The sequence below is a fragment of the Olsenella profusa DSM 13989 genome (assembly GCF_030811115.1).
Classification (GTDB): Bacteria; Actinomycetota; Coriobacteriia; order Coriobacteriales; family Atopobiaceae; genus Olsenella_F; species Olsenella_F profusa.
The window spans coordinates 639406-656371 of record NZ_JAUSQK010000001.1 but is presented as its reverse complement, the minus strand read 5'-3'; the positions used below and the strand labels follow the sequence as shown (position 1 = coordinate 656371).

14 protein-coding genes and 1 tRNA gene are annotated in these 16966 nt (G+C 64.8%); 12 read left to right on the top strand and 3 right to left on the bottom strand.

Features of this window, described 5'->3' with window-relative positions:
* Positions 1–141: 141 nt before the first annotated feature.
* A complete protein-coding gene (locus J2S71_RS02990; RefSeq protein WP_307388677.1) occupies positions 142–1440 on the bottom strand; it encodes an ATP-binding protein in 1299 nt (432 codons plus the stop codon).
* Positions 1437–1808, bottom strand: a complete 372-nt coding sequence (locus tag J2S71_RS02985; RefSeq protein WP_307388676.1) for a LytTR family DNA-binding domain-containing protein — start codon at positions 1806–1808, stop codon at positions 1437–1439. The genes J2S71_RS02990 and J2S71_RS02985 overlap by 4 nt, the downstream gene beginning before the upstream one ends.
* A gap of 145 nt (positions 1809–1953) precedes the next feature.
* On the opposite strand from J2S71_RS02985, the gene dnaX reads away from it, so the two are divergent.
* From dnaX to J2S71_RS02935, 10 genes are all read left to right on the top strand, one after another.
* Positions 1954–3993: a DNA polymerase III subunit gamma/tau gene (dnaX, locus tag J2S71_RS02980; protein ID WP_307388674.1), complete on the top strand. Its 2040-nt coding sequence runs from the start codon at positions 1954–1956 to the stop codon at positions 3991–3993.
* 103 nt (positions 3994–4096) lie between these two features.
* Complete coding sequence (locus J2S71_RS02975) at positions 4097–4405, top strand: YbaB/EbfC family nucleoid-associated protein (RefSeq protein WP_021725154.1); 309 nt, start codon at positions 4097–4099, stop codon at positions 4403–4405.
* An 11-nt stretch (positions 4406–4416) separates the two neighbouring features.
* Positions 4417–5052: a recombination mediator RecR gene (recR, locus tag J2S71_RS02970; protein WP_021725122.1), complete on the top strand. Its 636-nt coding sequence runs from the start codon at positions 4417–4419 to the stop codon at positions 5050–5052.
* Positions 5053–5120: 68 nt separating this feature from the next.
* Complete coding sequence (locus J2S71_RS02965; protein ID WP_307388671.1) at positions 5121–6017, top strand: hypothetical protein; 897 nt, start codon at positions 5121–5123, stop codon at positions 6015–6017.
* Between the two features lie 79 nt (positions 6018–6096).
* Positions 6097–6173: transfer RNA gene (locus J2S71_RS02960), tRNA-Asp, on the top strand.
* 292 nt (positions 6174–6465) lie between these two features.
* Positions 6466–7140, top strand: a complete 675-nt coding sequence (locus J2S71_RS02955) for an HAD family hydrolase (protein ID WP_307388669.1) — start codon at positions 6466–6468, stop codon at positions 7138–7140.
* A 36-nt stretch (positions 7141–7176) separates the two neighbouring features.
* A complete protein-coding gene (locus J2S71_RS02950) occupies positions 7177–7647 on the top strand; it encodes an RrF2 family transcriptional regulator (protein ID WP_021725167.1) in 471 nt (156 codons plus the stop codon).
* A gap of 1 nt (position 7648) precedes the next feature.
* Positions 7649–8557, top strand: coding sequence for an HhH-GPD family protein (locus J2S71_RS02945; RefSeq protein WP_021725116.1), 909 nt, complete (start codon positions 7649–7651; stop codon positions 8555–8557).
* A 99-nt stretch (positions 8558–8656) separates the two neighbouring features.
* Positions 8657–9202, top strand: coding sequence for a rubrerythrin (gene rbr, locus J2S71_RS02940; protein WP_307388665.1), 546 nt, complete (start codon positions 8657–8659; stop codon positions 9200–9202).
* 216 nt (positions 9203–9418) lie between these two features.
* Entirely contained in the window at positions 9419–10738 is a 1320-nt protein-coding gene (locus J2S71_RS02935) for an O-acetylhomoserine aminocarboxypropyltransferase/cysteine synthase family protein (RefSeq protein ID WP_307388663.1), read from the top strand.
* Between the two features lie 439 nt (positions 10739–11177).
* Here J2S71_RS02935 and nth read toward each other — a convergent pair whose 3' ends face one another.
* Entirely contained in the window at positions 11178–11867 is a 690-nt protein-coding gene (nth, locus tag J2S71_RS02930) for an endonuclease III (RefSeq protein ID WP_021725117.1), read from the bottom strand.
* A 179-nt stretch (positions 11868–12046) separates the two neighbouring features.
* Here nth and glgB point away from each other — a divergent pair, with 179 nt between their 5' ends.
* Together glgB and J2S71_RS02920 are read left to right on the top strand one after the other, a co-directional pair.
* Complete coding sequence (glgB, locus tag J2S71_RS02925; RefSeq protein ID WP_307388661.1) at positions 12047–14329, top strand: 1,4-alpha-glucan branching protein GlgB; 2283 nt, start codon at positions 12047–12049, stop codon at positions 14327–14329.
* Positions 14330–14522: 193 nt separating this feature from the next.
* Positions 14523–16946, top strand: coding sequence for a glycogen/starch/alpha-glucan phosphorylase (locus J2S71_RS02920; protein WP_021725137.1), 2424 nt, complete (start codon positions 14523–14525; stop codon positions 16944–16946).
* The last annotated feature ends 20 nt before the right edge of the window (positions 16947–16966 follow it).

Sequence of the window (16966 nt, the reverse complement as noted above, 5' to 3'; positions counted from 1 at the left end):
ACCCAGCAGCACGAGGGCGTGTGGCAGTTCATCCTGTTCAACGTCCTGAGCAACATCTCCACCATCACGCGCTTCGCGTGCACCTGGGTCGGCACGGCCGTCTTCATTGGTGCCATGGGGCTCACGACCCCGTTCTCTTTCCTAATCTTCAACTATCCTGGTGCAGCCAGTGGCGGCACGGGCCTGGGCGGCTTCATCACGTTTCTCATCGCCGAGGTGGCGGCCCAGGTGGTCAACTTCTTCATGCAGATGAAGCTCGTCTTCAGGTCCACGGCCGACTTCTCTCAGGCGGCGCCGAAGTTCGCGGTGCTGGCCGTGGTCATCGTGGTGGTCAACCTCATCCTGCCGGGTCATATCACCGCGCTCTGCCAGAACTCCTTTGGTATGGAGGCGGGGCTCTCGGGCACCATCGCCTCCGTGGCCAACACGCTGCTCGCGGTGGTGGTGAGCTTCCCGGCGCTCAAGTTCTGGATCACCGTTCCCAGCAACGATGGGAAGGCGGCTACCAGCTAACCGCCCCAGCTCGCCCAGGTGGTGGGCGAGCTGGGGGAGGGGCAGCAAAACGTCAAGGCAGAAGGTGCCGCCGTCGTTGGAGAACACGATCGTTCCCCCATAGCGCGCTGCGGTGGCGCGCATGGATCGGGTGCCGAAGCCGTGGCTCATGCGGTCGCTTTTGGTGGTCTGGGGCAGGCCGCCCTCGAAGTCGAGGTGGGCGTCTGGCGCACAGAAGTTCTCCATGTGGATGGAGGCCATGCCCGCCTGGCGGCGCACGAGAAGCGAGATGCTGCGCATGGCGTCGTCGGGAAGGGCACCGACGGCCTCAAGGGCGTTGTCGAGCGCATTGCCGAAGAACGAGTAGATGTCCACCGCGGCCATGACGGCCAGTGCGGAGCCATCGGCCATGCAGGTGAGCGTGACGCCCCGACGCTCGCGGAGCAGGCTCTTCTCGGTGAGGATGGTGTCGAGCGCGTCATTGCCGGTGTGCACGCTGGAGTCGTACACGGCCACCTCGCGCGCGATGTCGGCGAGGACGCCCTTGTCCACGACGGCCGCGCCGGTGTCGGAGAGGTGGCGGATCTGGTGGCGCAGGTCGTGGCATTTGAGGTTGATGGCCTCGATGCTCTCGCGCGAGAGGGCGTATTGGCGTTCGCGCTTGGCCATGAGGCGCTCGGTCGTCTCCACCTCGCCCTCCAGCTGCCGGTTGATGACCATCTCCACCTCGACGAGGAGCACGAAGAGGCACACCACGGCATGAAAGGCACGCAGGCAGAGCGCCACCAGGGGGCTGAGCAGCGCGAGCACGCTCGCCTTCAGCAGCAGGTCGAAGCCAATGACGGCGAGGATGACGATGACCACCAGCTCTGCCACGAGGATCTCGATGCAGGAGAGCATGCCCGCGCTCGCCCACCCCAGCGCCCCCCAGAACGACGAGCCCGTCATATCGTCCCCCCGAAGAAGCGGGAGAGCTCCTCGAGGCAGGGCTTGCGGCGCGAACGGCTGAAGTACAGCTGCGTTCCATCGTCGAGCTCGATGGAGTCGCCCCGGATGGTGCGCACGTGAGACATGTTGACGATGCAGCCCTGCGAGAGCTTTACGAAGAGCGCCGCGGGCAGCTCCCATGCGGCGCTCGTGAGGCTGCCGTGCCGCCTGAGCACCCTGTGCTCCAGATGGTACTGCAGGTCGTGCTTGATGAGGTCAACATAGAGGATGTCGCGCAGGGGCACGACGTGCACCTCGTCTGCTGACGAGATGACGAGCGTCTGCCCCCTGTTGCGCTCGAGGACGCGCATGGCCCGGCTCATGCGCATGGCTCCCCTCTGATATGCATCCTACCCAGCATACCAGGCATGGGGGCGGGGCGTACGCGCGCCTGTCCTGGTTCCGTGGCGTTACTCAAGTCGCGTGCATGCCGCAGGTATACTTGAGGTCTCAGGCAACGCCCCAGGAGGCATCATGGAATCGCTCTACAGAACGTACCGCCCACAGAGGTTCGAGGATGTCATCGGACAGCAGCACGTGGTCTCGACCCTCGAGCATGCCGTGCTCGAGGGCCGTACGAGCCATGCCTATCTCTTCTGCGGGCCTCGTGGCACCGGCAAGACCACCATGGCGCGCCTGCTGGCCAAGGCCCTCATGTGCGAGCAGGGTGCGGGCCACCTGCCGGATGGCAGCTGCGAGAACTGTCGGCTCATCGCCGCGGGCGAGCACCCCGACGTCTACGAGCTCGACGCCGCGTCGCGCACCGGTGTGGACAACGTCCGCGAAGAGATCATCAATCGCGTGAGCTATGCGCCCGTGCGGGGCAACTACAAGGTCTACATCATCGACGAGGTGCACATGCTCACGACGGCGGCGTTCAACGCGCTGCTCAAGACCTTGGAGGAACCGCCCGACCACGTGGTCTTCGTGCTCTGCACCACCGACCCGCAGAAGGTTCCCGCGACGATCCTCTCGCGCGTGCAGCGCTTTGACTTTCACGCCATCGGAAACGACGAGATCCTGGCCCATCTCAAGCAGGTGTGCGAGCGTGAGGGGTTCACGTTTGACGAGGCCGCCCTCGACCTGGTGGTGCGCCATGCGCGTGGTGGCATGCGCGATGCCCTCTCCACGCTGGAGCAGCTCTCGACGTTTGGCGGGGGGGACGTGTCGCTGCAGGCGGCGCGCGACCTCTTGGGCGAGGTCTCGGGCTCCACGCTGGCCACGATGGCCTGCGCCCTTGCCCAGCGTGACGTGCCGACGCTCTTCGCCACGGTCGGGGAGCTCGTGGACGGCGGGCGCGACCTGCTACACCTCTCGCGCGAGCTGGCCGCCCACCTGCGCGACGTGTATGTTGCGAGCGTGGTGGGGGATGGGACCGCGAGCGTCCTCGACCTGGGCGCCGAGGAGGGACGACGCCTGCGCGACGAGGCACTGGCCTTTGGCTCGCCCGACCGCATCTCGCGCGCCCTCATCGTGCTGAGCGACGCATCAAGCGAGATGCGTACGGCTCCCAACCAGCGCCTGGTGCTGGAGGTGGCCCTCACGCGCATCGCCCGGCCCAAGGCGGACCTCACGCTCGAGTCGCTTGCGGACAGGGTTGCCCAGCTCGAGCGCAGCCTGGCGCCCGCCACGGCTCCCCATGGCGCGGGCGCCGCGCCCGCGGCGCCCGCAACGCGACCCGTCCCGCCTGCACAGTCCACCCCGGCGCGGCAGCCGGCTCCGGAGCCGATTCCGGAGCCGGCTCCCCCGGCCTCCCAGTCCGACCTGGTCCCACGGCCCACACCCACTCCGGCCCCCACACCCCAGCCCGTGCCGTCCTCAGCCCCCACACGGAAGCAACGGCCCGATCCCACGGCTTCGGGGGTCACGGGTGCCGTCAGCGATCCCGGCGAGCTCCAGCGCCGATGGAAGCAGGTGGTCGACGGACTCGTCCACAGGGATCCCCCGCGCGGGTCTTTGCTGCTCTCTGCCATCGCCCTTGATGACGATGGCACGACCCTGCAGGTGGGCCTGCCGAGGGGATCCACCTTTGCCGCCAAGATGCTTGAGAAGGATGACGTGCGCTCTGCGGTCGGGACGGCCATCGAGGAGGTGTTTGGCACGCGCGCGGTTCGGTACGTCGAGGCGAGCGACGCAGCGACGCACGCTTCGGTCCCGGCTGTGGGCACGGCTCCCGCACCGGCCCCGGACGTGCCTCCGCAGCCCGTCTCCGCCCCCAGCGCGCCGTCCGAGGCGCACCCCGAACCGGCATCTGAGGAGGGTCCGGTGGCTCCTTGGGAACCCGAACCGGCGTCACAGCCGGCGTCCCCGTCCGACTCCGCGTCCACCTCGCAGGCTGAGACCGTCCCCCCGTCCGCCCCGGATCCCAAGCCCGAACCCACGTCGTCCTCTGCACCAGAGACGGCCCCTACGGCAGAGGGGCAGTCCTCCGAACTCGGCGACATCCTCGACATGCTCACGGACGTGTTTGGCGATGGCGTGACGGTCAAGTCCGACCAGGGTCCCCAGGGATGAGGCGTACTGCCGGCCCGCCCTGCGCCCATCCTCGTGATGGGCTAAGATTCGTAGTGTCGTTTTGGCACCCCCCATTGGACGTCGTACAAGGAGACGTGTGCGCATGAACATGCAGCAGATGATGAAGCAGGCCCAGAAGATGCAGAAGCAGCTTGCGGATGCGCAGGACAGGCTCGGCGACATCGAGGTCTCGGCCTCCGCGGGTGGCGGGATGGTCAAGGTCACCGGTACCGCCGACATGAAGATCACCTCCGTCACCATCGACCCCGAGGCGGTCGATCCCGAGGACGTCGAGCTCCTGCAGGATTCCGTCCTTGCCGCCGTCAACGAGTGCCTCTCGAGCGCACAGGATGCCGCCAACCAGCAGCTGGGGGCCATTACCGGTGGCATGGACGTCCCCGGCCTCTTCTAGGCCCGCCGCGCATGAGTGACGCTTCTGACAGCGACGCCTCATATGGGGACGGCCACGCCCTGCGACGCCTGCTCGACGAGCTTGGTCGCCTGCCCGGCATTGGCCCCAAGTCGGCACAGCGCATCGCCTATTGGATCCTGGAGGCCGATGACGAGACGGCCCACCGGCTTGCGTCGGCCATCATGGACGTCAAGCGGCAGGTGCACTTCTGTCCCATCTGTTTCTCGTATGCCACGCGCGACACCTGTGACATATGTGCCGATGCCACGCGCGACCACAGCCGCATCTGCGTGGTCTCCGAGCCGCGTGACGTGTCCGCCATCGAGCGGACGGACAGCTATCATGGGCTCTACCACGTGCTGGGCGGCGTCATCTCTCCCATGGACAGGATCGGCCCCGACCAGCTGCACGTGCGCGAGCTCTTGGGGCGCTTGGCGGATGGCGGTGTGGAGGAGGTCATCCTTGCCACGAACCCAGACGTGGAGGGGGAGACGACCGCAACCTACCTCTCGCGCATCATCCAGCCCCTGGGTGTGGCCGTCTCGCGCCTGGCCAGTGGCTTGCCCGTGGGCGGTGACCTCGAGTATGCGGACGAGGTCACGCTTGGGCGCGCCATGGAGGAGCGGCGCGCCATCCCGCATGCGTAGGCGTCATCATTGGTTGAGCCAGGCGGCCGACGCGGGCTATACTTCTGGTATTCGATAGGAGGCCTGACATGGCACAGGACACAGCGCCCTCGGCGCCGCATGGAAGACACGCCGCGCGTGCGCAACGGCCCGCACGGGCGTCGCAGACGCGGGAGCGCCCGGCACAGGGTGCTGACCAGGGGGGCCGCGGCGTGCGTGCGTCCAACGTACCGATGGTGGACACCACGGACGAGCAGGATGCCCCGCGTCCCATTGGGGTCAACCCCTCCGAAACCGGTTCGCTCCAGCGCATCTCCGCGAGTGAGGGGGCACGGGTCGAGAATCGCGACAATGTGGGCAGTGTTTCGGCGGACTCCACATCGTCCTGGTCCAATGTGGGGATGGGCGCCCGGAAGCGCATGGGCAAGGCCCATCGTCCCCTCCGCCGCAGGGAGGCGGCCGACGGCAGGCCCATGGGCGGCAGGATGCGGTGGATCGTCGCCCCTTTGGCGGTCCTGGTGCTCGTCATCCTGTTCTTCCTGCTGCGCGGCTGCCTTGACGCCAAGCAGACAGATGTGCCGGAGCAGGCTCAGGTCGAGCAGACCCAGACCACGCCGGCCGGCTCCATCGAGTACCGGGGCACCACCTACTCCATCGAGAAGCAGGATGATGGTGCCTATGCACTGGTCGGCCGCACCGAAGGCGCCACGGATGCCACGGTCTTCATGCAGTTTGACGGAGAGCCCATTCAGCTTGTCCTCTACAACGGCGCGTTCATCATCCCCGAGAACACCAGCGATGGCTGGGACGTCATGGCCTACACCATAGGCAGTGGCTCGGTTGGGGCCCAGGTGGTGGATGCCGATGGCGAGCCCGTCGGCGGGACGGGCCACTCGATCTCCTCGGTCGAGCTCAAGGAGAGCGAGGGCACCATGCTCGTGACGGACGACGCCGGCACCGTGACCACCGTCGCGCTGGCGTTCTGAGTCGCTCAAAATTTCTCGCGATTGGCGCTGGACAACGGAGTGCGCTTCTGGTTAGAATAGCTTCCGCACCACATGGAACGGGGTGTTAGCTCAGCTGGTTAGAGCGCCGGCCTGTCACGTCGGAGGTCGAGGGTTCAAGTCCCTTACATCCCGCCATCGCATTGTCTGGGGCTCCGGTAGCTCGGGGCCTCTTTTTTGTTCGTCGTACCCGTCGGCACCCCATCGGGCGGCGGACCGCATCCTGGCGTCCGGGAGCGCGGCCAGACGGGTACGATAGGAGGGGATCTGTCAGAACTGCTCCTTTTGGTAGCCTATTTTAAGAGGCCATTCAGCATGGACGGAGCCTCTCAGGAACGGGTCGAGAGGGTGCGTGGCGTTGAGCGAAGCCAGCGTTAGCCAGGAGATGTCGGTGGCCGTCAGTCGGGCTACGCCAGCTGCCGCCCAGGCTATGCCAGCTATCATCCAGGTTGCCGTGTTCGATTATGACGGCACGGCCATCAATGGCCAGTCCGGGGCGCTCTTTGCCCGCTACCTGTTTGCGCGCGGCCTGCTCAGCCCGCTGCGCGCCCTCAGGTTGGGGTGGTGGGGCATCCGCTATGTGCTGCATCTCCCCTGCCGCCAGGGGGAGGCGCGCGAGCAGATCTTCGACACGCTGCGTGAGCATTCGTCCCAGGAGGTCAAGGAGATCATGTGCGACTTCCACGACCAGGTGCTTTCTCGGCGCTATCGGCAGAAGGCCCTCAACGAGGTGCGCCGTCGGAAGGAGGAGGGCTGCGTGACGCTCCTGGTGTCCGCGACCTTCAGGGACATCGCCGAGCAGGCCGCACGGCGGTTGGGCGTCGATGGCCTGGTGGCAACGGACATGGAGCGCGACGCCCAGGGCCACTACACCGGCAATGTGGAGGGTGCGGTGGTGGCGGGGCCAGAGAAGACGCGTGCGGTGCGGCGCTGGGCAAACGAGCATTTGGGGCCGGGAACCTGGGAGATCGCCTATTCCTACGGCGATCATCACAGCGACGAGGATCTGCTCAGCGTGTCCAAGCAGGCGTTCGCGGTGAGTCCCGGAAAGGCGCTCAGGCGCAAGGCCAAGCAGATGAACTGGGTCGTCTTGGATTGGAGCTGACCGAGCCGTCTCTGGGGCCTCTAGGGAGGGACCTCGATGGAAATCTCAAGGAAGACCGACTATGCGCTGCGCATGCTGGCGGAGCTCGTCGAGCACGAGGGTGAGGTCGTGTCCGTGCGGCTGGCCGCAGAGAAGCGCGACGTCCCCTATTCGTTCGCGCGATCCATCCAACGCGAGCTTACCGCCGCGGGTCTCATCGAGAGCCTGAGGGGGTCAAAGGGCGGCATGCGTCTGCTCGCCGACTCCCGCCACACGACGATTCGCGCGGTGGTCGAGGCGCTCCAGGGACCCATCCTCCTGGCTGACTGCGACCGTGCCGGCGTCGACGACGGCCCCTGCCCCTTCATCGAGAGCTGCCATTTCAATCCGGTCTGGTGTGAGGCCCAGAAGATGCTCGTGCGGTACTTCGACTCCATCACCATCTACGAGGTGGTGTGCGAGCACAAGCACCCCATCATGGCCCCGGGGGAGGCGTTCGTCACCGTCGGCCCTTGCGAGGACGACTAGCATGTCCGCTCGCATAGATGGCGGCGGAGCCCCCGTGGCGTCCTCACGAGGGCTCGACGGCTTTCGCCGGCACGTGCTCGCGCAGGGACGTGCGCTCTACCGTGACCTCCCCTGGAGGCGCACGCGTGACCCCTATGCCATCTGGGTCAGCGAGGTCATGCTCCAGCAGACCCAGGTCGCGCGTGTCGATGGGCGCTGGCAGCGCTGGCTCGGGCGCTTTCCGACACCGGATGCGCTGGCTGCCGCCGACGCCGCGGACGTGTTGGAGGAGTGGCAGGGTATGGGCTACAATCGCCGGGCGCTCTCGCTCTGGCGGGCGGCGACCCAGGTGAGCGATGCGGGCGGCGTCATGCCCATGGACTACCAGGGGCTTCTGTCCCTGCCCGGCATCGGTCCCGCGACAGCGGCGGGCATACGTGCGTTTGCCTACGACCTTCCCGGCGTCTACCTGGAGACCAACGTGCGCACGGTGTTCCTGCACGAGCTCTATCCCGATGCGGTTGGGGTGACGGACGGGGAGCTTGTGCCCCTGGTGAGGAGCACCTGCCCACCCGATGCCCATGACGGTGACGATGACCCCCGCACCTGGTACTACGCCCTTCTTGACTATGGGGCCCACCTCAAGCGGACGCTGCCCAACCCGTCTCGGCGCTCGGCCACGCACACGCGCCAGTCACGCTTCGAGGGCTCGCATCGCCAGAAGAGGGCGGAGTTGGTGCGCCTGCTGTTGGCGCATCGAACCGCGGACGAGGACGGCGCGGTGGACGGCGAAGCCCTGACCGAGGAGCTCTCGCAGTTGGAGGAGCATGCGGGCAGGGACAGGCTCTCGTATGGCGAGGTGGGATCCCTGCTGTGCGAGTTGCAAAAAGAGGGTTTTTGTCACAAAGAAGGTACCAAATGGTGGGCCTAGGGCCTATCATGGTCTGAGTTGAGGCGGGCCATCAAGGGGGTGGCCCACTGCGGGGCGCGGAGGACATCCGCGCGCATATCCAAGGGAGAGGAGTTTGTCATGGCAGTGGCGTTCGAGAGCTCTCAGACGAAGAAGAACCTTGAGGCGGCCTTTGCGGGCGAGTCTCAGGCCCACACCAAGTACGAGTACTATGCCAGCAAGGCCAAGAAGGAGGGCTACGAACAGCTCGGCGAGATCTTCACCGAGACCTCGGGCAACGAGAAGGAGCACGCCAAGCTCTGGTTCAAGTACCTCCACGGTGGCGAGGTGCCCGACACCCTGACCAACCTCAAGGATGCCGCTGCCGGCGAGAACTACGAGTGGACCGACATGTACAAGGGCTTCGCTAAGGCCGCCGACGAGGAGGGCTTCAAGGAGATCGCCGCCAAGTTCCGTCTGGTGGGTGAGGTCGAGAAGCACCACGAGGAGCGCTACAACCGGCTTGCCGAGCGCGTCGAGAGGGGCGAGGTCTTCAGTCGTCCGGGCGTCAAGGTGTGGAAGTGCCGCAACTGTGGCCACTTGCACGTTGGCGAGACCGCTCCCAAGGTCTGTCCCGTATGCAACCACCCGCAGTCCTTCTTCGAGGAGCAGGCGCTCAACTACTAGGCACCTGACCGCACGCATCCAGGCCCGCCTCCACGGAGGCGGGCCTTTTGCGTGACGGTTTTCATTTCCGTTATCTCATTTTAAGATAACAGATGTCATGAACCATATATAGCTTTTTACCTGCTATTTTTGACTCCTCTCACTAGACTGTTCTAATAGTCAGTCGTACAAACCAGAACGGTAAGGCATGTTGTTATCGTACAGAGAGGACACCTCATGGCCTTCGAGCTTGACCCCACCTTTGCCCAGGATCCCGAGAGGCACTTTGACACCCTGCAGGTGCATGCGGGCTTGGCACCAGACCCCGTGACGGGCTCTGCGGCATTGCCCATCTATGCCTCCGCCGCCTTTCAGTTTGATGATGCCGAGGACGGTGCGGCCAAGTTCGCCCTCGCCAAGCCCGGCAACGTCTATGGGCGTCTCACCAACACCACGACCGACGCCATCGCCGCCCGCGTGGCCGCCGTCGAGGGCGGCACGGGTGCCGTGGCCGTCGCCTCGGGCCATGCGGCCGAGATGCTGGCCATCACCAACATCGTGGGTGCCGGTGGGCACATCGTGGCCTCCGACTCGCTCTATGGCGGCACCTGGAACATCCTTTTGCACACCCTCACCGAACTCGGCGTCAAGACCACCTTCGTCCGGAACAACGACATCGACGCCTTCGTGGCCGCTACCACGGAGAACACCAGGCTCTGGTATGTGGAGACCATCGGCAACCCCCTCGTGGACGTGGCGGACGTGCCGGCCCTCGTCGATGCGGCCAACGCGCTTGCCTCACCGGTTCCGGTCTTTGTGGACAACACCTTTGCGACGCCCTATCTCTATCGGCCGGCCGAGGATGGCGCAGCCGTGGTCATCGAGTCTCTCACCAAGTGGATGGGGGGCCATGGTGCCACGCTCGGTGGTGCCGTCGTGGACACGGGCGTGTATGACTGGAAGGCCCAGGCGGACAAGTTTCCCACCATCACCCAGCCCGATCCCTCCTACCATGGCGTGGTGTTCGCCGACGTCGCTCCTGCGGCGCCCTTCTCCACGCGCGTGCTCGCCAACAAGCTGCGCGACTTTGGCCCGACCCTCTCGCCCTATGCGGCGCAGCTCATCGGTATCGGTCTGGAGACGCTGTCCCTGCGCGTCCAGCGTCATTGCGACAACGCCCTGGCGGTCGCCCAGTTTCTTGCCGGTCATCCCAAGGTGAGCTGGGTGCGCTACTCTGGGCTCGAGGATGACCCCAGTCACGAGGTGGCCAGCCGCATGCTGCGCCACGGCTTCGGTGGCGTGGTGGTCTTTGGCGTCAGGGGCGGGTGTGCGGGTGGCCTTAGGGTGGTGGACAGCGTCAAGCTGTTCACGCACCTGGCCAACGTAGGCGACGCGAAGTCGCTCATCATCCACCCGGCGTCCACCACGCACTCGCAGCTCACGGACGAGCAGCTTGCGGCCGCCCACCTCTCCGAGGACCTCGTACGCCTCTCCGTGGGCATCGAGGATGTGGGTGACCTCATCGCCGACCTCGACCAGGCGTTGGCCAAGGCATAGGGACTGCGCGCGCTTGGGCCAGGGTCGTGCGGGCAGGCCAGAGGCCGATGATGGCGACGCGGTCCGGCGGACGGCCACCCATCCCCGCGTTGTCCCTGTGGTGTCGCCGCAGTCGGGGCGTCCCGTGCATGCGCACGGCCCTCCGAGGAGCGTTTGGGCCCCAAGTGCGTGGTGGGGTGCCGGAATGCGCCCCCTGGGATGCCCGTTTCGTGGGTCAGAAGGGGGTCGCATGCCCCTGTGGGGCCGCTTTTGGGGGCTGTCCCGTCCCCAAGGGCACGTTCGACGCCCAGACGCGAGGAATTCCATCACGCACTTGGGGCCCAAACGTTCCTCGGCGGCGAGAAGACAGCTGCGGGTGCGCACAGGGAGCAAGGACGTCGTGCCGCGAGGCCGTTGCGGGCGCCCCCTCGTGCCGAGGCGTACCCGCGACGGTCTCGCGCTACCCTTGGGCCCTCCGCCTGCGCTTGGGGTTTCCGTTGACCCGAAAGGCCGACGGACAGATATCCTGGCAGGGACACCGCTCACACGCAGGGTGCTGTGCGGTGCAGAGCTCGCGCCCAAAGTGAATCCACTGCTCGTTGACGTGTCCCCAGAGCTCGTGCGGCAGCAGCTTGAGCAGGTCCTGCTCCGCGGCGAGCGGCGTGGGGGCGTTCGTGAACCTGAGCCGTGTGGCGATGCGGTACACGTGCGTGTCCACGGCAATGCCATCGACCGTATCGAAGGCCTTCTCGAGCACGATGTTGGCGGTCTTGCGTCCCACCCCGGGCAGGCGGGTGAGCTCGTCCATGGTGTGGGGGACCTCGCCCCCAAAGTCGCCGACCATCATCCGTGCGGCCTCCACACAGTGCCTCGACTTCGACCGCCAGAAGCCCAGCCGGCGAATGACCTCCCCTACGTCAGCGGGGTCGGCCGCGGCCAGCGCCTGGGGCGTGGGCCAGCGTCCGAAGAGCTCGGGCGTCACGCCGTTGACGGCCACATCGGTGGTCTGCGCCGAGAGCAGCACGCTGATAACCAGTTCAAAGGGGTTGCCAAAGTCGAGCGCGCCGCCCACGTCCCCATAGCGCTCCTCCATGCGACCGCAGAACTCCACGGCACGCTCGCGTTTTGACCGCATCGACTCGCGCGGCATGGCACCCTCCTCCGCGTGGGGCGGGAAGACCGCCACCCACGATTCGCTGCCGATAAGTTGCAGCCATTCTTGTGGATTTGAAATAGAATAGGCCTTGCTCCATGCAACCGTCACATTGTCCCTTGCGCGGTGCTTACCAGAAGGCGGGCAACGCTCCGGACATGTCAGGGGAGGGCTCAATGAGTGTCCCGACAAAAGATCTGATCGTTACCAACGATGATCTCTATATGATGGGGGAGGGGAGCTGGTATCGGAGCTACGAGAAGCTTGGCGCCCACCCTGCGTCCGCGGCGGGGACGACGGGCTACCGTTTTGCCGTCTGGGTGCCAAAGGCCAAGAGCGTCCGCGTCATCGGTGAGTTCAATGGGTGGGACCAGGATGCCAACTACCTTGAGCCCAGCTCGACGGGGGACATCTGGCATGGTTACATCGCCGATGTCGAGACCGGCCAGCTTTACAAGTATCTGGTGGAGACCGCCCAGGGGGACTTCCTCTACAAGGCAGACCCCTATGCCTTCCAGGCCGAGTGTCCTCCCGGCACCGCGTCGCGCACGGCGGACATCAGCGGCTACGAGTGGAAGGACGCCGCCTATCTCAGGGAGCGCGCCGGACAAGACATGTTCAAGAGGCCCCTCAACATCTTCGAGGTGCATCTGGGCAGCTGGCGGCGTCACGACGATGGCCTGGCCGGCAACGGCGACCCCGACAGCGACGATACGAGCGGCTCCTATCTCACCTACGACGAGCTCTCCGTCGAACTGGTGGACTACGTCAAGAGGATGGGCTACTCGCACATCGAGGTCCTGCCGGTCATGGAGCATCCGTTCGATGGCTCCTGGGGCTATCAGGTGACGGGCTACTACGCGCCGACGAGCCGCTATGGTGACGCCAAGCAGTTCAAGCACTTTGTGGACGCCTGCCATCAGGCGGGTATCGGCGTCATCCTCGACTGGGTGCCGGGCGGCTTCTGCAGGGACGAGCACGGCCTGGTGCACTTCAATGGCAGCAAGCTCTACGAGAAGGAGGTGCACCCCAACTGGGGCACCTTCAAGTTTGACCTTAGCCGTCCCCAGGTGCGCACCTTCCTCATCTCCAACCTGCTGTACTGGGTGGGCGAGTACCATGCCGACGGCGTGCGCATGGACGGCGTCACCTCCATGCTCTACCTCAACTTTGGCGTCGACGATCCCAGCCAGAAGAAGTTCAACGAGAAGGGTACCGAGGAGGACTTCGTCTCCATCAAGTTCGTGCAGGAGTGCAACGACACGATGGGGAGGTACTACCCCGACGTCATGATGATCGCCGAGGAGTCCACGGCGTGGCCGCTCGTGACGTACCCCACCAAGGACGGTGGCCTCGGCTTCCACCTCAAGTGGGACATGGGCTGGATGAACGACACCCTGCACTACATGCAGACCGACTTCCCGTGGCGCCCGGGCAACCACAAGCTGCTCACGTTCTCCGCCATGTATCAGTTCAACGAGAACTTCGTGCTACCGCTCTCGCACGACGAGGTGGTGCACGGCAAGTGCTCGCTCATCACGCGCCAGCCCGGTGACTACTGGCGCCAGTTTGCCGGCATGCGCACGCTCAACCTGTACCAGATGACTCACGCCGGCGGCAAGCTCAACTTCATGGGCAACGAGATCGCGCAGTTCATCGAGTGGCGCTACTACGAGGGCATCCAGTACTTCCTCACCGAGCAGTACGAGAGCCACGCCCACATCCAGAAGTTCGTTGCGGCCATGAACGGGTTCTACAACGAGCACCCCGCGCTGTGGCAGCATGCCTACTCCTCCGAGGGCTTCGAGTGGATCGATGCGGACAATGCCGACCAGTCGGTGATCAGCTTCGTGCGCAAGGGCGACAATCCCAAGGATGACCTGGTCATCCTCATCAACTTTGATGTCAACCCGCATGAGGAGTTCCGCATCGGCCTTCCTAAGCCTGGCTATTGGCGTGAGGCATTCAATTCGGATGCCATCGAGTTCGGCGGTTCGGGCGTCACCAACGAGGGCGTGCGCTTCGCCTCTCAGGAGAAGTCGTGGAACATGCGTGACACCTCGATCGAACTGCGCGTTCCGCCGCTGGCGGGCCTGATCCTCTCGTACGACGGCCCGCTGCCCACCAAGAGGGCCAAGAGGCGGAAGGCGACCGCACGGCCTGCGGCCAAGAAGGTCACCAGGGCAAAGAAGCCTGCCGCATCGAAGGGGACTGCCTCCGCACAGAAGGTGGCCACCAAGGCCGAGGCTGCTGCAACGCCCAAGACGTCTGCCACCAAGGCGAAATCTGCGGCCAAGAAGGCCCCTAGGGCCAAGGGGGCGACCTCTCCCACGAAGGCATCCACCGAGGCGCAGTCCGTGGCCAAGGGGACATCGACGACCAGTTCCTCCGCGTCAGCGGCCTCACGAAGGACCAAGGGCGGCCCGTCGGCTAAGGGCCGCAGGAAGGCAAGGGGGTAAACCATGCCATCCGCGCGTGAGGCGTGGCCCGTCCCCGCACGCGGATGGCATGCATGACATCGGGGAAACCCGATGGCAAAAAGTTGTCACCATTACTGGTGGTTGATGTCACAATGTGAGATGCTGTAGTGGCGAGGATATCAGCGGTGCACAGCGGTTGTTCTGGCTACATACACCGGAGAGGCATTGGCACATGTCAGAGACTTTCTTCAAGGACAAAGACGATTTCATCGCGCAGTATCGCGACAGCTGTCGCAAGATGCTGGGCAAGAGGTACGAGGATCTCAACGAGCGCGATCGCTACTTCGTGCTTGCGAGCCTGATTGCACACAAGGCACGCGACCTGCGCAGCAGTGCGGCAGACCTCAAGGACGAGAAGCAGGTCTACTACTTCTCCATCGAGTTCCTGCTGGGGCCGCTGCTTGACAACTATCTGCTCAACCTTGGCATCCGAGATGTGGTGAAGGCAGGGTGCAGGGAGCTTGGCACCCCACTTGACGAACTGGAGCAGCGCGAGGTCGATCCCGGCCTCGGCAACGGAGGTCTCGGCCGTCTCGCCGCATGCTTCCTCGACTCCATGGCCGCCGTTGGCATCAATGGACATGGCAACGGCATGCGCTACCGCTATGGCCTCTTCCGCCAGGAGATCGATCATGGGCGGCAGGTCGAGAAGATGGACAACTGGCTGGAGAACGGCTTCTCCTGGGAGGCGCGCAAGGGCGAGTCATCCGTGCTCGTGCGCTTTGGGGGCAATGTCGTCCGCCACGAGGACGATGGCCGCTACTGGTTTGAGACGGAGGGAGGCCAGATCGTGAAGGCCGTCCCCTATGACGTCCCCATCGTTGGGTACGGCGGGGACAAGGTCAACAACCTGCGTATCTGGAGCGCAGAGCCCGCGAGCGAGGACTTTGACCTCCAAGCCTTCAACAACGGCGACTACGCACAGGCGATGCGCTTCCGCGCGGACGTCGAGGCGATCAGCCAGATTCTATACCCCAACGACGCGGGCGAGCACGGCAGGCTGCTGCGCCTCAAGCAGGAGTACCTCTTCGTGAGCGCCGGCCTGCAGACCGTCCTGCGTGACTTCGAGCGCGCCCACGGGAAGGACGACTGGTCCGAGCTGCCCACCTACGTTGCCATCCACACCAACGACACGCATCCCGCCATGTGCGGCCCCGAGCTCATGCGCATCCTCGTCGACGAGAGGGGCATCGACTTCGACGAGGCATTCCAGATAGCGTCTGCCTGCATCTCCTACACCAACCACACGATCATGCCCGAGGCCCTGGAGAAGTGGCCCATCGACATGTTCCGCAACCTGCTGCCGCGCCTGTATATGCTCATTGAGGAGATCGACCACCGCTACCGTGACACCTTCCCGCATGACAGGGACAACTGGCAGGACCTCCTGGCAGAGACGGCCATCCTGTGGGACGGCCAGGTGCGCATGGCCAACCTCTCCGTCATCTTCGCCCACTCCGTCAACGGCGTCTCCGCACTGCATACGGGCATCCTCGAGGACACCACGTTGCATGGCTTCTATGAGCTTACGCCCGAGAAGTTCAACAACAAGACCAACGGCATCAGCCACAGGCGCTTTTTGGGCAACTCCAACCCGCCCTACGGCAAGCTCATCACTGACACCATCGGCGACGGTTGGCTCAAGGATGCCACACAGCTCTCCAGGCTGGGGCAGTACGAGGACGACCCCTCCTTCCAGGAGGAGTTCGCCAAGGCACGCCAGTGGAACAAGGAGCGCCTGGCCTCTTATGTCAAGAGGACCTCGGGTGTCGAGCTGGACTGCTCCATGGTGTTCGACGTGCAGGTCAAGCGCTTCCATGCCTACAAGCGCCAACTGCTCAACATCATGAAGGTCATGGATCTGCGCAACCGTCTGCTTGACGATCCCAGCCTCGAGGTTCGCCCCACGGCCTTCGTCTTCTCGGGCAAGGCTGCCCAGAGCTACACGTTCGCAAAGGAGGTCATCCGCCTCATCAACGCGGTGGCCGACGTGGTCAACAAGGACGGGCGCGTCAACGACAGGATTCGCGTCGCCTTCGTGCCCAACTTTGCGGTATCCAGCGCCCAGCTCATCTACCCGGCCGCGGACATCTCCGAGCAGATCAGCTGGGCCGGCTCCGAGGCATCGGGCACCTCGAACATGAAGCTCATGATGAACGGTGCCATCACGCTGGGCACCTATGACGGTGCCAACGTCGAGATCGCCAAGCTGGTGGGCGAGGACAGCATCAAGATCTTTGGTCTGCGCACCGAGGAGGTAGACGCCCTGCGCGCCTCGGGCACCTGGTTCGCATGGGACGTCTACAACAAGGATCACGAGCGTCTGGGACGTATCATCGACCAGCTCAACGACGGCACGTTCGCGGAGCTCTCGGGCAGCTTCCAGAGCGTGCACGACGAGCTCATGATGAGCAATGACCACGACCTCGTCCTGGCGGACTTCTACTCCTATGTCAAGGCATGGGAGGAGCTCGTCCAGACGTATGGCGACAGGAGGAGCTGGATTCGCGCATCAATCCATAACACGGCGCAATCGGGATTCTTCTCGAGCGATCGTACGGTTCGCGAGTACAACTCCGAGATTTGGCACGCATAGGAACGGTCCTAGTATTCTCG

Bases quoted from the DNA above. Each gene is read 5' to 3' on its own strand.
- J2S71_RS02990 (WP_307388677.1), bottom strand. From the start codon at position 1,440: ATGACGGGCTCGTCGTTCTGGGGGGCGCTGGGGTGGGCGAGCGCGGGC.
- J2S71_RS02985 (WP_307388676.1), bottom strand. From the start codon at position 1,808: ATGCGCATGAGCCGGGCCATGCGCGTCCTCGAGCGCAACAGGGGGCAG.
- dnaX (WP_307388674.1), top strand. From the start codon at position 1,954: ATGGAATCGCTCTACAGAACGTACCGCCCACAGAGGTTCGAGGATGTC.
- J2S71_RS02975 (WP_021725154.1), top strand. From the start codon at position 4,097: ATGAACATGCAGCAGATGATGAAGCAGGCCCAGAAGATGCAGAAGCAG.
- recR (WP_021725122.1), top strand. From the start codon at position 4,417: ATGAGTGACGCTTCTGACAGCGACGCCTCATATGGGGACGGCCACGCC.
- J2S71_RS02965 (WP_307388671.1), top strand. From the start codon at position 5,121: ATGGCACAGGACACAGCGCCCTCGGCGCCGCATGGAAGACACGCCGCG.
- J2S71_RS02955 (WP_307388669.1), top strand. From the start codon at position 6,466: ATGCCAGCTATCATCCAGGTTGCCGTGTTCGATTATGACGGCACGGCC.
- J2S71_RS02950 (WP_021725167.1), top strand. From the start codon at position 7,177: ATGGAAATCTCAAGGAAGACCGACTATGCGCTGCGCATGCTGGCGGAG.
- J2S71_RS02945 (WP_021725116.1), top strand. From the start codon at position 7,649: ATGTCCGCTCGCATAGATGGCGGCGGAGCCCCCGTGGCGTCCTCACGA.
- rbr (WP_307388665.1), top strand. From the start codon at position 8,657: ATGGCAGTGGCGTTCGAGAGCTCTCAGACGAAGAAGAACCTTGAGGCG.
- J2S71_RS02935 (WP_307388663.1), top strand. From the start codon at position 9,419: ATGGCCTTCGAGCTTGACCCCACCTTTGCCCAGGATCCCGAGAGGCAC.
- nth (WP_021725117.1), bottom strand. From the start codon at position 11,867: ATGCCGCGCGAGTCGATGCGGTCAAAACGCGAGCGTGCCGTGGAGTTC.
- glgB (WP_307388661.1), top strand. From the start codon at position 12,047: ATGAGTGTCCCGACAAAAGATCTGATCGTTACCAACGATGATCTCTAT.
- J2S71_RS02920 (WP_021725137.1), top strand. From the start codon at position 14,523: ATGTCAGAGACTTTCTTCAAGGACAAAGACGATTTCATCGCGCAGTAT.